The organism is Frisingicoccus caecimuris, assembly GCF_004340975.1.
GTDB lineage: Bacteria > Bacillota > Clostridia > Lachnospirales > Lachnospiraceae > Frisingicoccus > Frisingicoccus caecimuris.
The window spans coordinates 295,467-311,444 of record NZ_SLXA01000002.1 but is presented as its reverse complement, the minus strand read 5'-3'; the positions used below and the strand labels follow the sequence as shown (position 1 = coordinate 311,444).

The 15,978-nt window shown below is 45.1% G+C and carries 12 protein-coding genes; 10 read left to right on the top strand and 2 right to left on the bottom strand.

Annotated elements, in window-relative coordinates; translation table 11 throughout:
• The first annotated feature begins 132 nt into the window (after positions 1-132).
• From EV212_RS03910 to EV212_RS03890, 5 genes are all read left to right on the top strand, one after another.
• Positions 133-1,887, top strand: coding sequence for a [Fe-Fe] hydrogenase large subunit C-terminal domain-containing protein (locus EV212_RS03910; protein ID WP_132089138.1), 1,755 nt, complete (start codon positions 133-135; stop codon positions 1,885-1,887).
• An 18-nt stretch (positions 1,888-1,905) separates the two neighbouring features.
• The gene (locus EV212_RS03905) at positions 1,906-3,075 is read left to right on the top strand and encodes a SpoIIE family protein phosphatase (RefSeq protein ID WP_132089135.1); all 1,170 of its coding nucleotides are present in this window, start codon (positions 1,906-1,908) and stop codon (positions 3,073-3,075) included.
• Between the two features lie 10 nt (positions 3,076-3,085).
• Positions 3,086-3,640, top strand: a complete 555-nt coding sequence (locus EV212_RS03900) for a nucleotide triphosphate diphosphatase NUDT15 (protein WP_165873287.1) — start codon at positions 3,086-3,088, stop codon at positions 3,638-3,640.
• A gap of 28 nt (positions 3,641-3,668) precedes the next feature.
• A complete protein-coding gene (locus tag EV212_RS03895; protein ID WP_132089129.1) occupies positions 3,669-4,970 on the top strand; it encodes a M18 family aminopeptidase in 1,302 nt (433 codons plus the stop codon).
• 179 nt (positions 4,971-5,149) lie between these two features.
• Positions 5,150-5,509, top strand: coding sequence for a hypothetical protein (locus EV212_RS03890; protein ID WP_132089126.1), 360 nt, complete (start codon positions 5,150-5,152; stop codon positions 5,507-5,509).
• An 89-nt stretch (positions 5,510-5,598) separates the two neighbouring features.
• Here EV212_RS03890 and EV212_RS03885 read toward each other — a convergent pair whose 3' ends face one another.
• Positions 5,599-6,972, bottom strand: a complete 1,374-nt coding sequence (locus EV212_RS03885; protein ID WP_132089123.1) for a sodium-dependent transporter — start codon at positions 6,970-6,972, stop codon at positions 5,599-5,601.
• Between the two features lie 187 nt (positions 6,973-7,159).
• Between EV212_RS03885 and EV212_RS03880 the strand changes: the two genes are divergently transcribed.
• The 4 genes from EV212_RS03880 to EV212_RS03865 all read left to right on the top strand — a co-directional run bounded on the left by EV212_RS03880 (position 7,160) and on the right by EV212_RS03865 (position 11,956).
• Positions 7,160-8,557 (top strand): UDP-N-acetylmuramoyl-tripeptide--D-alanyl-D-alanine ligase, encoded by a 1,398-nt coding sequence (locus EV212_RS03880; RefSeq protein WP_132089120.1) that lies wholly within the window; start codon positions 7,160-7,162, stop codon positions 8,555-8,557.
• A 116-nt stretch (positions 8,558-8,673) separates the two neighbouring features.
• Positions 8,674-9,564, top strand: a complete 891-nt coding sequence (locus EV212_RS03875; protein ID WP_132089117.1) for a sulfide/dihydroorotate dehydrogenase-like FAD/NAD-binding protein — start codon at positions 8,674-8,676, stop codon at positions 9,562-9,564.
• On the top strand, positions 9,564-10,958 hold the full coding sequence (gene gltA, locus EV212_RS03870; protein ID WP_132089114.1) for an NADPH-dependent glutamate synthase: 1,395 nt from the start codon (positions 9,564-9,566) through the stop codon (positions 10,956-10,958). The genes EV212_RS03875 and gltA overlap by 1 nt, the downstream gene beginning before the upstream one ends.
• A 173-nt stretch (positions 10,959-11,131) precedes the next feature.
• On the top strand, positions 11,132-11,956 hold the full coding sequence (locus tag EV212_RS03865; RefSeq protein WP_132089111.1) for an HAD family hydrolase: 825 nt from the start codon (positions 11,132-11,134) through the stop codon (positions 11,954-11,956).
• 134 nt (positions 11,957-12,090) lie between these two features.
• Here EV212_RS03865 and EV212_RS03860 read toward each other — a convergent pair whose 3' ends face one another.
• Positions 12,091-13,695 carry a CTP synthase gene (locus EV212_RS03860; RefSeq protein ID WP_132089108.1) on the bottom strand — a complete coding sequence of 535 codons (1,605 nt, stop codon included), beginning with the start codon at positions 13,693-13,695 and terminating at the stop codon, positions 12,091-12,093.
• A 185-nt stretch (positions 13,696-13,880) separates the two neighbouring features.
• On the opposite strand from EV212_RS03860, the gene ftsH reads away from it, so the two are divergent.
• The gene (gene ftsH / locus EV212_RS03855; RefSeq protein ID WP_132089106.1) at positions 13,881-15,881 is read left to right on the top strand and encodes an ATP-dependent zinc metalloprotease FtsH; all 2,001 of its coding nucleotides are present in this window, start codon (positions 13,881-13,883) and stop codon (positions 15,879-15,881) included.
• The last annotated feature ends 97 nt before the right edge of the window (positions 15,882-15,978 follow it).

Below are 15,978 nucleotides of genomic sequence, written 5' to 3'. Positions count from 1 at the left end.
AAGAAAGCAGGGAGAGCAGTAAGCTCTTCCTGTTTTGCCTTACGATATATAATGAAAGGGGAAACAGGGGATTCTGAAGGATGTAATTATTGGCGGCCCAACCTGTTAGAAAAATATTTTGGAGAGAAGTTTATGAAGATTATTGATTTTAAGAATGCGAGCTGTAAGCATTGTTACAAATGTGTGCGTTCCTGTTCGGTGAAGGCAATCCGGGTGAAAAATGCCCAGGCGCAGATTATGAAGGAATATTGTATTTTGTGTGGAAAATGTCTGGAAGTCTGTCCGCAGAATGCCAAGACCTTTGTCAGTGATCTGGAGCGGGTAAAATATTATATCCGTTCCGGTGAAAAGGTTGTCGTATCCATTGCCCCGTCTTATCTGGGAATTATGGATTATGTTACGCCGGGACAGGTGGTGGATGGTCTGCTGAAACTTGGGTTTACGGCTGTCCGGGAGACAGCGGAAGGTGCTGCTCTGGTAACACAGGAATATGCAAAGATTCTTTCGGAGGGACAGATGATAAATGTGATCACAACCTGCTGTCCGAGTGTGAATGATCTGATCGAGAAATATTATCCGTCACTGGTTCGATTTATGGCGCCGGTAGTATCACCGATGGTGGCTCATGGGCGGCTCATAAAGAAGCTTTATGGGCAAAATACGAAGGTCGTTTTTCTCGGGCCTTGTGTGGCTAAGAAGGAAGAGGCGGAGGAAGATGAACGAACGGAAGGCGCCATCGATGCGGTCATTCATTTTGGCGAATTAAAAGAGTGGATGCAGTCGGAAAATATCGTACTCAGTGAATGTGAAAATCGTCCGATGGCCAATCCGGACCCTAAGATCAACCGGCTTTATCCGGTCAGCCGGGGTGTTATTCAATCAGTCATGTTATCGAGGAACGCTTCAGGGCAGTCGGGGATTACGGAAAGTCAGGATGGTCAGTCAGGCGGATACAGGCATATGTTTGTGGATGGTATTGAAAACTGCCGAGAACTTTTGGAAGCCATGGAAACCGGAGAAATTCAGAAATGCTTTGTTGAGATGAATATGTGCGAAGGCGGCTGTATAAAGGGACCGGCCACGACGAAGATGGAATTTTCCAGATACCGGGCTCGTTTTAATATTGAAGATCAGGTAGAATATGCGCCGGTCGAAGCTTTGGATGTACCGGCCGATGTGGTCATGGCTAAGAAATTTTATTCAAGAAAAGAGAATGACCATATGCCGACAGAAGAGGAAATTCAGGAAATTTTGAAAGCTACCGGAAAGTACAACAAGGATCAGGAATTAAACTGTGGTGCCTGTGGTTATACAAGCTGTCGGGAGAAAGCCATTGCTGTTTTCCAGGGTAAAGCGGAACTGGATATGTGCCTTCCTCATACATATGAACAGGCTCAGTCCATGTCTAATCTGGTCCTGGAAGCTACGCCGAATATGATTTTGATTATTGGTCACGATTTGCGTATCGGTGAGTTTAACGCAAAGGCAGAAAAGGTATTTAAGGTGTCCAGACAGGAAGCTCTGGAACGCTATATTTATGAATTTATGGATGCGTCTCTGTTTGAGGATATTTTCAAGACTCATCAGTCTATCCAACGAAGAAAAATGGAGCTGGAACCATATGGTATGACAGTACTGACCAGTGTCATTTATATGGAAGATCAGGATTCCCTTCTGACGATCATTCAGGATATAACAGCGGAGGAAAAGGAACTGGAACATCAGTACCAGTTAAAGATGAAAACCGTGGAAGCGGCCCAGATGGTCATTGATAAGCAGATGATGGTGGCTCAGGAGATTGCCGGATTACTCGGAGAGACAACGGCGGAAACAAAGGCAACGCTGAATCAATTGAAACGTTCTATGTTAGAGGATGACGGCCGTTAGGCGGAAGGTTGGTGTAAAATGAATGTCAGTATTGATGTATCTTGGAAAAGTTTGAATAAGCATGACGAGGAATTATGCGGGGATAAGGTGGAAATCTTAAAGACAGAGGACTCGGATATCGTTATTCTGGCCGATGGTATGGGGAGTGGTGTGAAGGCAAATATTTTGGCGACACTGGCGTCAAAAATTCTCGGGACCATGTTTTTAAAAGGGGAACCCATCGAAGAGGCAGTGGCAACACTGGCCAGTACGCTTCCGGTCTGTAAAGTGCGGGGGGTATCCTATTCAACATTCAGTATTTTGCAGATTTTCCACAGTGGAGATGCCTATCTGGTCGAATTTGATAATCCGGGATGTATATTTGTCCGGAATAAAAAGCTGATGACAATTCCGGATAATATACGGGAAATCAGTGGAAGGAAAATCCGGGAATATCGTTTCAAGGTCCAGCCGGACGACTGTTTTGTGCTTATGAGCGACGGAACGATTTATGCCGGTGTGGGCGAACTGCTGAATTTCGGCTGGACCTGGGAGAGTATGGCTGAATACACATTGAAATGTGTGAAGGAAACCAAGTCGGCGGCGCGTATTGCCGCGATGCTCAGTCAGGCTTGTGATGATTTGTACCAACAGCGGCCGGGAGACGATACGACGGTGGCTGTGGCACGGGTTATCGAACGTCATATTGTGAATATTTTTACCGGGCCTCCGGAGAAGAAAGAAGACGATGAGCGTCTGATGAAAGATTTTATGGCGGCCGGCGGCAAAAAGATTGTCTGCGGCGGCACGAGCAGCCAGATTGCAGCCCGGTATTTGAATCAGGAAATGACGAATAATAATGATGGAACAAAGGATGTACCGCCAACGGCAAATATTCGGGAATTGGATCTGGTCACGGAGGGGGTATTGACGATGAGTCATACATTTAAGTTGCTGAGACAGTTTGATGAGGGGGATATTGATGCGGAGTTTTTTGAAGCTCTGGATGCCGATAACGGCGGCGCCCGCCTGGCTCGAATTTTGCTGGAAGAGTGTACGGAGCTGAATTTTTTTGTCGGAAAAGCCAATAATCAGGCAAATTATGACAATAATCAATTATTTGATATCAGTGTACGTAGAAATCTGGTTGTCCAAATACGGGATGCGATGGAGCATATGGGCAAGCAAGTCAATATTACATATTACTAGGGAGGCAGTCATGTTTTGTATCAGATGCGGAGCAGAATGTGAAGATTATGAGGAAGGCGGCGTTTTAAGACAAAGATGCTCACGCTGCGGTCATATTCATTATCAAAATCCTTATCCATGTATCGCTGTTCTTGTTGTGAATGAGCAGGGTGAAATACTCCTGGGAAAACGGCATAAGAAGTCGATCTATCCGGGGAAATGGTGTCTGCCCTGCGGGTATATTGAGTATGGAGAAACCTATCTGGAAGCAGCTCTCCGGGAAGTAAAGGAGGAAGCGGGGATTACAAGCCCAGCGGATGGCATTATTAATGTGGTTTCCAATCAGTTTGACAATGGCGTCAATTCGTTGGTCGTTGTATTGCTTTCTCACTATCGTGGGAATGAGACATTGAAACCAGGAGATGATATTATAGAAACGGGGTGGTTCAGTATTGAAAATATGAGTACATTGCCGCCCCTGGCCTTTTCTGCGGATGAATTTATTATTACCAAGTATAAAAATATGCTGGCGGAAGGCAGCATGACCATATTGACCCTGGAGGGAAATTCGGTTTATGGTCATTGAATAGTAAAAGATAAAAAAGGAGACAGACATGCAAGATTACAGTCCGAAAGAGTTACTTGAATTTATAGGAAGAAGCCCGACCTGCTTTCATGTGGTCAACACATTGGAGGGAATGCTGTGTGCCGGGGGATTTGAAAAACTTCAGGAGAGTCATCGGTGGACCTTAAAACCAGGTGGAAAGTACTATGTGACCCGAAACGGCTCATCAATCATTGCCTTTTGCTTACCGAAAATTATTGAAGGCTTTCATATTATGGCTACACACAGTGATTCACCCACTTTTAAGTTGAAAGAATTGCCGGAGATTGGCGTGGAAAAGAAATACACAAAATTAAATGTAGAGGGCTATGGCGGAATGCTCATGTCCACATGGTTTGATCGTCCTTTGTCGGTGGCGGGAAGGTTATTGGTTCGAGATGGCGAACGTATTATTTCTAGGCTGGTCAATGTAGACCGGGATCTGCTCCTTATACCGAGTCTGGCAATCCATATGAACCGGGGAGTGAATGAGGGATATAAATTTAATGTTCAAAAGGATTTGCTTCCGTTATATGGAGACGAAAATGTTTCAGGAACATTCATGGCGGTGGTTGCTGAAGCAGCCCGCGTAGATGTTCAGCATATTATGGGGCATGATTTATTTCTTTATCCGAGGGTACATGGAAGTATATGGGGCGAAAACGGATGCTATATTTCTTCTGCCCGGCTGGATGATCTGCAATGTGTTTTTGCCTCGGTCAATAGTTTGCTTCGGGCAGAAAATTGTCCTAAGGTGGCAATGATGGCTGTTTTGGATAACGAGGAAGTCGGCAGCACGACAAAACAAGGGGCGGCTTCCGATTTCCTGAAGGAGACAGTCTTCAGAATTTGCCGTGAAAGTGGTATGGATGAACTGGAGCGAAGTCGTGTGATGGCATCAAGTTTTATGATATCCGCCGATAATGCTCAAGCGGCCCATCCAAACCATATGGAGAAATCCGATGCGGTCAACCGGCCGTTTATGAATGAGGGCATTGTGATTAAATATAATGCGAACCAGAGGTACACTTCGGATGGTGTGTCATCTGCGATATTTAAAATGATTTGCGAGAAAGCAGGAGTACCTTATCAGGTGTATGTCAATCGGTCCGACATTGCCGGAGGTTCCACACTGGGAAATATCGCCGGCACACAGATTTCAATGAATACGGTAGATATCGGACTTGCTCAGCTGGCTATGCATTCATCTTATGAGACAGCCGGCACGAAGGATACGGAATATCTCGTAAAAGCAGCGAAACAGTTTTTTGAAAGCAATATCCAGTGTGAGGAAGATGGCTATATCTTATAGTATAGAATCTAAAAGACTATCAGCATTTTGAAAAGACGGAGTAATGTATCGGCTTGTCGAATCCTGGCATACGATTATTAAAATAGAAATTGAATTGTGATTCCACTTAGAGTATAATAGTAATCAACTGAAAGAAAGAGAGGAGAGAAGATAAAACGCAGGATAGAGAATTGCTGCAGATGATATTAACGACTGTATTGGATGTTCAGTCAGATGTCAAAGAACTTCAGGAAGAGATGAAGGAAGTCAAGGCCGACATTCGGGATATGAAAGTGGACATCCAGGATACAAAAGATGATGTTCGGGGGTTAAGAGAGGAAGCAGTAGACTTGAGAAGCTCAATTAAGTCGATTGAAACCACCCTGGAAAATGAGATCGCACATGGTATAAAGATTATTGCAGAAGCTCATTTTGATCTGCATAGAAAACTCCACGAGGCATTGAAAATTACAAATGAAGAAGAACTCATCGCACTTCGAGTGACAAATCTTGAAAAAGAGATGCGGGAAGTAAAAGAACGGATAGATAAGATTGCATAGTAATGCAGAAAATCGTTACGAACAAAGTTCTCTGTTTTGATAGAGAGGTTCGTAACGATTTTTTTATATCCGTTCAGGCACATTGTATTTTATGCAAAAAATTTTTGCCAGTAACCCATGACAAGGATAAAGAGAATAATAAGCGGCAGAATGCAGCTGACATAGAACCGGGACCACTGTGGAAATTTCGGGCCTTTTCCGGCGTCAGCTTCTTTGATGAAGTTTTTCCATCCCCATCCGCGTTTGCTCGTACAGAAGAGCAGATATAATAAACTTCCGATCGGCAGCAGGTTATTGGAAACGATAAAGTCTTCCAAATCCTGAATTGTGCTGCCGGCACCGAGGGGCGTGATTCCGCTGAGAACATTGAAACCGAGGACACAAGGCATGGATAGGACAATGATTAAAATACCATTGATCAAAACGGCTTTTTTGCGTTCCCATCCCCACAGATCCATAGAAAAACTTAAAATATTCTCAAATACGGCAATGATGGTGGACATGGCGGCAAAGGACATAAAGATAAAAAACAATGTACCAAAAATCTGTCCGCCGACCATTTGATTAAAAATATTCGGCAGAGTGACAAATACCAATCCTGGGCCTTCGCCCGGGTCTACGCCGAAGGCAAAACAGGCCGGGAAGATGACCAGTCCGGCCATCAGGGCGATCAATGTATCCAGGAGACAGATGTTCATGGATTCACCGAGAAGGCGGTGTTCTTTACTGATATAACTGCCAAAGATAGCCATGGCGCCGATACCGAGGCTTAATGTAAAGAAAGCCTGACCCATGGCGGCAAAAATCACTTCACCGAGACCATTTTCCAGAATTTTACCGAAATCAGGAATTAAGTAAAAACGAATGCCTTCGCCAGCACCATCAAGAGTAACGCTGCGTATACATAAAATAATAAGAATGATTAAAAGAAAACTCATCATTACTTTTGTGATTCGTTCCACCCCTTTTTGGAGGCCCAGACTACAGATGCCAAAACAGATCAGAACTGTGATCAGCATCCAGAGAGTCATAGCAGCCGGGTCGCCAAGCATACTGTTAAAAATGCCGCCGACTTCTTCCGGTGTAGTTCCGACAAATTCGCCGCATATCATTTTATAGACATAGTAGAGCATCCAGCCGCCTACCGTTGTATAAAACATCATGAGCAGATAGTTACCGGCTATGGCCAGGTAACCTGTGATATGCCATTTTGTTCCGGAAGGTTCCAGAACGTGAAAACTTCTGGCTGCAGATTTTTGGCTGGCACGTCCCACGGAAAATTCCATGACCATGATCGGAAGACCAAGAATGACAAGGAATACAAGGTAAATCAGTACAAAGGCAGCGCCGCCATATTTACCGGTGATATATGGGAAGCGCCATACATTGCCAAGACCGATGGCGCAGCCGGCCGAGATAAGAATAAATCCGAGTCGGGATGAGAAGTGTTCTCTTTTTTCCATAATTTTCCCCTTTCTTATATGTTCATATAATATTTATAAGAATATCAAATGTATGGTGTGGGGTCAAGGAAATTGTAAAAATATGGATGAGGAATGTTTGTAGAGATAAAAAACACAGAAAATATCGACAGGTACGGGAATTCTTGCTATAATCTACGCGGAAGATTCGTATTTTATTATAGAAGGGATGATTAAAGTGGAAGCGATGACTGCGGAAGAAATTGTGAAAGCGGTAGGCGGTACATTACTGTCCGGAAATCCGGAGACAGTGATTGAACATATATGCATTGACAGTCGTGAAGCCAGCGAAGGAAGTTTATTCGTGCCGATTATTGGCGAGAAGGTAGATGCCCATAAATTTATTGCACAGGTGCTGGATCATGGCGCGGCAGGGGTATTCATGTCTCATGGGGATGTGATTGATTCAGATAAAGTACATATTCTGGTCAAGGATACGGTCAAAGCCCTGGGAGATCTGTCGGCTCACTATCGGCGAAAATTCCGGATGCCGATCGTCGGCATCACCGGAAGTGTAGGAAAAACCTCGACAAAAGAAATGATCAGTGCTGCTCTGGAAACAGGTTTTCATATTATGAAAACAGCAGGCAATCAGAACAGTCAGATCGGTGTACCTCTGACGCTGTTTCGTATGGAAGCCGGGCAGGAACTGGCCGTGGTAGAGATGGGCATCAGTGAATTTGGTGAGATGGAAAATCTTGTCCGTTTTGTAGAACCGGATGTGGCCGTTGTGACCAATATCGGTGAAGCACATATCGCCCAGTTTGGGAAAAAAGAGAATACGATGAGAGAAAAATTAAAAATTGCTATGAATTTCACAGAGAAGCAGCGTATTTTTCTGAATGGTGACGATCCGCTTTTGCGTCAGGCTGCCGGGACGATGAAATGTCCGGTCACGCTGTTCGGGACCTCAGAAGAGTGTGATTACCGTGCGGAAAATATCCATATTGAAGATGGAAAGAATTGCTTTACCTTAGTCTATCCGGAAGGGCGGGAGGATGTGGTCATCCAACAGCTTGGCCTTCATAATGTGCAGAATGCACTGGTGGCCATTGCCATTGCCAGACATTTTGGAATAGAACCCGCAGTGGCCAAGAGAGGATTAAACGAGTATGCGGGGATTCCGATGCGTCAGCAGATTAATCATCTTTTGCATGGAATCAAAGTCATTGATGATACCTATAATGCCAGTCCGGCCTCAGTCAAATCCGGTGTGGATGTATTGATGCAGTTGGATAATCCGGGGCGTAAAATTGCGGTACTTGCCGATATTCTGGAATTGGGGGATGCGTCCTGGCAGTGTCACTATGATACAGGGATGGCCATATCGGAGGAAAAACTTCATATGGTTGTTACGGTTGGTCAGGAGATGAAAGCTCTGGCGAAGGCCATTATTGATTCAGGAGCGGGAATTGCTGTATGCAGCGTTGATACGAATGAGGAAGCCATTCAATGGCTTTTTGAGAATGTATCGGACGGAGATGCGATTCTTGTGAAAGGGTCCAGAGGTATGCACGAAGAGGAAGTTGTCAAGGCACTCAGAGAAAAATATGGGGCAAAGGCATAAATACATTGTTAAGTCCTAAACTTACCTTGCATTTCTATGCAAATCGGGGTATAATCTACAAACAAAATCGACAATTCAATCAGGTAAAGAATTAAAGATATTCCAGGAGGGGAAATATGTTTAAAATACGGGAAGCCAGAAAACTGGCAGAGAAAATCTTCTTTATGGAAGTTGAGGCGCCGCGTGTTGCCAAGGCTTGCCAGCCAGGAGAATTCGTTATTGTGAGAATGGATGAGCGTGGTGAGCGCATTCCATTGACCATTTGCGATTATAATAGAGAGGAAGGAACCATCAGCATTGTTTTTCAGACAGTGGGTGCATCCACAGAACGGATGGCTTGTTTAAAAGCAGGGGAATCCTTTGCTGATGTGACGGGACCTTTGGGCAACCCTTCTGATTTTGTCCATGAAGATATAGAAACGCTTCAATCTAAAAAAATGCTGTTTATTGCCGGCGGTGTTGGTACGGCCCCGGTTTATCCACAGGTAAAATGGCTCCATGAGCATGGGATTAAAGCAGATGTCATTATTGGTGCCAAAACAAAAGACTTATTGATTCTTACGAAAGAGATGGCGGCTGTATCCAATTATCTTTATGTGGCGACGGATGATGGCTCCTATGGTTTCAAAGGTCTGGTTACCCAGGTGCTTGAAGATCTGGTAAAGAACCAGCATAAACAGTATGACCATTGCGTTGTCATCGGTCCGATGATCATGATGAAATTTGCCTGTCTGATGACAAAGAGTCTGGACATTCCGACAACAGTGAGTTTGAATCCAATTATGGTAGATGGTACAGGAATGTGCGGTGCATGCCGTGTGACTGTGGATGGAGAGGTAAAATTTGCCTGCGTGGATGGCCCGGAATTTGACGGGCATCTGGTGGATTTTGACCAGGCGATGCAGCGTCAGCAGATGTATAAGACGGAAGAAGGCCGTGCAATGTTGAAGGTAACCGAAGGGGATACCCATCATGGCGGCTGCGGACAGTGTGGAGGTGAAGCATAATGGCAGTAAGTATGACTCGAGTTCCTGTAAGGGAACAGGAGCCGCTGGTGCGGGCAAAGAATTTTGAAGAAGTATGTCTTGGATATTCGGAGGAAGAAGCAGTAGCAGAGGCAGAACGCTGCCTTCATTGTGCTAAGCCGCTTTGTGTACAGGGCTGCCCGGTATCCATTAATATACCTGAATTTATTCAGGAAGTAAAAAACAGAGACTTTAAAAGGGCTTATGACATTATCAATGAATCCTCATCTCTGCCGGCGGTCTGCGGGCGTGTTTGTCCACAGGAAACCCAGTGTGAGGGCAAATGTATTCTTGGTAAGAAGGGCGACCCGGTTTCCATAGGAAAACTTGAGCGTTTTGTGGCCGATTGGGCCAGTGAGAATGGGGTGGCGCCGGCAAAGACAAAGGAACAGCGTCCGGAACGAGTCGCTGTCATTGGTTCTGGCCCGGCAGGGCTGACCTGTGCCGGAGATTTGGCAAAGATGGGGTATCAGGTGAAGATTTTTGAAGCTCTTCATCAGGCTGGAGGCGTACTTGTTTATGGAATTCCTCAATTCCGTCTGCCAAAGGATCAGGTGGTAGCCCATGAGGTTGAAAATGTTAAAAAACTTGGGGTTGAGATTGAAACAGATGTGGTTGTCGGAAAATCGGTGACGATCGATCAGTTGATGGATGAAGAAGGTTTTGATGCAGTATTTATCGGTTCCGGTGCCGGACTTCCAAAATTCATGGGAATTCCGGGCGAACAGGCCAACGGCGTATTCTCTGCCAATGAATATCTGACACGGAATAATCTGATGAAAGCATATTTGCATTATGATACACCAATCCACGCGGGCAGCAAGGTGGTTGTTGTCGGCGGTGGTAATGTGGCGATGGATGCGGCGCGTACGGCTCTCCGTCTGGGGGCAGAAACCCATATCGTATATCGTCGGAGCGAGAAGGAACTTCCTGCCAGAGCAGAAGAGGTTCATCATGCAAAAGAAGAAGGCATCCAGTTCCATCTGCTGAATAATCCGGTGGAAATTCTCGTAGATGATTCTGGGTGGGTACGGGGAATCCGCTGTATCCATATGGAACTTGGAGAGCCGGATGAATCCGGAAGAAGAAGTCCGGTGGAGATTCCGGGTTCTGAATACGAGATTGAAGCCGACACGGTCATCATGTCTCTTGGAACATCACCGAATCCGTTAATTTCTTCCACAACCCAGGGATTGGATACGGACCGCAGAAAATGTATTGTTGCTGAGGAGAGCAATGGCGCGACAAGTCGTCCGGGCGTTTTTGCCGGTGGTGATGCGGTTACAGGTGCAGCGACCGTTATTTTGGCTATGGGCGCAGGAAAAGCCGCCGCAGCGGGCATTCATGAGTATTTACAAAAAAATAAAAAACATTAAAAAAACTATTGCAAATTTTTAAGAAAAGGTATATAATGTTGTTATGTTAAGAAATTAACATAACATTAAATTAGCCCTTTGAATCCCATAATAATATAACCCTTAGAAGCCGTTGTCGTGTGATAACGGCTTCTTGCTTATTCTAAAGGATATATCGATGTGAATCGAGTGAAATGATGAGAAAAATCAAACTGGTTGCCATGGATGTGGATGGTACTTTAATAGGAAAGAATAAAATATTGACAAGACGTACAAAGGACACGTTGACAGCGGCTGCCGCTCAGAATATCCATCTGGTCGTGGCAAGCGGACGGGCATTGCAGGCTGTGCCGGAAGAATTGATTCAGATTCCGGGGATGGAGTATGTCATTACCTCAAATGGCAGCAGTGTTTTTCGTCTTTCTGACAGGAAGCGTATCTATGGTCGGGATATGACACCGGAGCAGATAGAAAAGCTTTTGGAGTTTTACGAAGATTATGATTGTCCAATGGAAGCTTTTATCTGCGGAGTCCCTTACACATCCAAAACATATTTTGACCATCCTGAGAATTTTGGCGCTGGTCCTTTATCTGTAAATTATGTTCGTACAACACGTCATCCAGTGCCGGACATGCGCAATTTTGTAAAGAGGCATGAAAATGAAATCGAAGGTATAAATTTCATTATCCATGATATGGAGTTAAAGGCGTCTATGCGTCGTCAACTGGAAACCTTTGAAGGACTTTATGTTACTTCATCTGTGCCTCGTTATATAGAAATCAGCCACGGCAGTGTCTGCAAGCGCAGTGCCCTCTTGTGGCTCGCGGAGGAACTGAATATTCCACAGCAGCAGATTGCGGCCTTTGGTGATGGAGAGAATGACTTGGAAATGATTCAATATGCTGGTTTCGGTGTTGCTATGGGAAACGCTGTTGAACTCTTAAAGCAGGCCTCTGACTTCATTGCACCGCCCTGTGAGGAAGATGGCGTAGCCTGTGTGTTGGAGCAATTTTTTTAAAGAATCTATTAAAAATCTGTTACAAATATAGAAAAACCGGAAGGGACGAATCCGGGCGTTTTGCCCGTTCAAGCCAGGCGGGTTTGCAAACACGCCCGGAGAATCATAGTCCCTTCCGGTTTTTTGTTTAATGATTACTTTACCTTGGTAAGCGCCGCCTCAATAAAACCGCGGAATAGAGGATGGCATTTGTTCGGTCTGGATTTGAATTCCGGATGGGCCTGGGTTGCGATAAACCAAGGATGGGAATCCAGTTCGATCATTTCCACGATGCGGCCATCCGGAGATATGCCGCAGAGGTTCATGCCATTTTCAACCAGTTCCTGACGATAGTCATTGTTCACCTCGTAACGGTGACGGTGACGTTCGTTAATTTCACGGGTGCCATAGAGCTGATAAGCTTTGGAATTCGGGTCAAGAATACATTTGTAAGCACCAAGTCTCAAAGTACCGCCCAAATCTGTGATTCCATGCTGATCCGGCATAATGTGAATGAATGGATGTGTCGTTGCCGGATTCAGTTCAGAACTGTGGGCATCTGCATATCCGAGAACATGGCGGGCAAATTCCACAATGGCCATCTGCATACCAAGGCAGAGACCGAGAAAGGGAACGTTGTTTTCACGGGCATACTGAATAGCTGTTATCTTACCTTCGATACCGCGGTCACCGAAGCCGCCCGGTACAAGGATGCCGTCCACATCACCGAGGACTTCCGCTACATTATAAGAGCTGACAAGTTCTGAATCTACCCATTTGATATGAACTTCTGCTCGGTTGGCAACACCTGCATGCTTTAAAGCTTCCACTACACTGAGATAAGCGTCATGAAGCTGGATATATTTTCCAACAAGAGCAATGGTAACTTCTTTTTCAGGATGTTTCCAGGCATCTACCATAGCTTCCCAGTCTTTTAAGTCAGGTTCTGGACAGTCAATACCAAGACGTTTGCAGACAACATGGGCGAGATGCTCTTTTTCCATAGCCAGAGGAGCTTCATATAGAACTTCTACGTCCAGATTTTCAATAACACAATTTTGAGGAACATTACAGAACAGGGAAATCTTATCTCTGATATCATCTGTCAGAGGCAGTTCGGAACGGCAGACGATAACGTCCGGTTGAATTCCAAGGGACTGAAGGTCTTTGACCGTGTTCTGTGTCGGTTTTGTTTTCATTTCGCCGGAACTACGGAGATATGGAATCAGTGTAACATGAATCAACATGCAGTTTTCGCGGCCGATGTCGTGCTGGAACTGACGAATGGATTCAAGAAATGGCTGGCTTTCAATATCGCCGACGGTGCCGCCGACTTCAATAATAGCAATTTCGGTCGTTTTGTTCTGGTCATTATGGTAAAAACGGCTCTTGATGGCGTTGGTAATATGCGGGATAACCTGAACGGTATTGCCCCCGAAATCGCCTCGGCGTTCTGCAGATAAAACATCCCAGTAGACTTTTCCGCTGGTCACATTACTCTGACTGTTTAAAGAGGTATCGATAAAACGTTCATAATGTCCAAGATCCAGGTCCGTCTCCGTGCCATCATCAGTGACAAATACTTCACCGTGCTGATATGGGTTCATGGTTCCGGGGTCCACATTTAAATATGGATCAAATTTCTGCATAGTAACATTGTAGCCTCTGGCTTTTAAAAGGCGGCCGAGAGAGGCTGCGGTAATACCTTTTCCAAGGCCGGATACGACACCTCCGGTGACAAAAACGTATTTTACTGCCATGCTTGCTCCTCCTTATACTGTATAAATCAAGGTTGTCAATATTAATAATTAAGTCATTATACACCTAAATTCACAGTTTATCCATACTTTTTTCATCGAAAATTTGCGTACAAGTATTGATTTGAGACCGAAGGACCATTATAATAATTAGATGGCAGTCTGAATGCGTGGCCAAAGGAGGAAACATGGAAGATAACAACAGAAATGATCAAAATAAAAAAAATGATGATAATAAAAAGAATATACAAAATCTGATCATTATCATGATCACGGCTTTTCTGGCAGTAATGCTGATTCATGGTCTGCTCTCAAAGATGCAGGAAAGTCGGCGGGAGGAAGTACCTTATAATCAGTTTTTGGAATGGGTGGATGCCGGAGAAGTAAAGAAGGCAGAAATTAAGTACGATACGATCGAATTTGTCAAAGATGATTCAGAAAGAGCCATCGTCTATTGGACAGGAAAAGTCGATTACGACGGCCTGACTGAGCGGCTGGAAGCCGGTGGCGTGGAATTTAACGAAGAGGTCACCTCGTCCAGTTCGATGATTTTTTCTCTCTTTATGTCTTATGTACTCCCGATTCTTGCGATGGTAGCAATGTTCTGGTGGCTCATGCGGTCGATGAAGGGCGGCGGTATGATGGGCGTCGGAAAGTCCACGGCCAGAACTTATATGCAGAAAGAAACGGGAATTACATTTAAAGATGTGGCAGGACAGGAAGAATCCAAAGAGTCACTGACAGAAATCGTGGATTTTCTTCACAATCCGGCCAAATATACAAAGATTGGCGCCAAGCTGCCAAAGGGAGCCCTGCTTGTCGGACCTCCGGGAACCGGCAAGACCCTGTTGGCAAAGGCTGTGGCCGGTGAAGCGAATGTACCGTTTTACTCTTTGACAGGTTCAGATTTTGTCGAAATGTTTGTCGGTGTGGGGGCATCCCGTGTTCGTGACCTGTTTAAAAAGGCTCAGGAAACCGCGCCGTGCATTATTTTTATCGATGAACTGGATGCCATCGGTAAGAGCAGAGATTCCCGTTATGGCGGTAATGATGAGCGGGAACAGACGCTGAACCAGCTGCTTTCTGAGATGGATGGTTTTGACTCCTCAAAAGGTATTATCGTTTTGGCAGCAACGAACCGTCCGGAGATTCTTGACAAGGCCATTCTTCGTCCGGGACGGTTTGACCGTCGGATTATTGTAGAAAAACCGGATTTGATCGGCCGGGTAGATATTTTAAAAGTTCATGCCAGAAATGTTCATATGGATGAAACGGTTGACTTTGAAGAAATTGCCAAGGCAACGTCGGGAGCTGTGGGTTCAGACCTGGCGAATATTATCAATGAAGCTGCACTGCTGGCGGTAAAACGGGGGCGTAATGCCGTATCCCAGACAGATTTGTTTGAATCTGTTGAAGTGGTCATCGCGGGTAAAGAGAAGAAGGACCGTATTTTAAGCCAGAAAGAACGTAAGATTGTTACTTATCATGAAGTAGGGCATGCCCTTGTGGCGGCACTTCAGAAAAATACGGAGCCTGTTCAGAAGATCACTATTGTTCCGAGAACGATGGGGGCTCTGGGGTATGTGATGCAGGTGCCGGAGGAGGAAAAATTCCTCATGTCTCAGATTGAGATGGAAGAAGAACTTGTGACCATGCTGGCCGGACGGGCAGCCGAGAGCATTGTCTTTGATTCGGTGACGACAGGCGCTTCCAATGATATTGAGCGGGCGACAGCCATTGCCCGGGCGATGGTCACCCAGTATGGCATGAGCGAGAAGTTTGGGCTTATGAGCCTTGAGAGTGTGGAAGACCGTTATCTTAGCGGACATACGGTGTTAAACTGCGGCCAGGAGACGGCTACGGAGATTGACAAAGAAGTGATGCAGATTCTTAAAGTGGCTTATGATAAAGCTGTCGAACTGCTGAAAGAAAACAGAGAATGTCTGGACAAGATTGCAGATTTTCTTATAGAAAAAGAAACTATTACCGGTAAAGAGTTTATGAAGATTTTCCGTGAAGTGAAAGGTATTCCGGAGCCGGAAGAGATACAGCCGGAATCCGGTTTGGAGAGTGAGGTAAAGGCCGCACAGATTGAAGAGCAGGTCGAGGAAGAGGAGTCCGACGAAACGACGGTGGAAGATACAGGTGCCGTCACCATTGCTTCGAGGAAAATGCCGGAAGACGAATAACATTCCAAATAGTTGAAATGAAAGGTAAACAGCTGGATTTAATGAGAGTTGTTTACCTTTTTTATATTCTATGTGATATAATAGGGACACTTAAAGA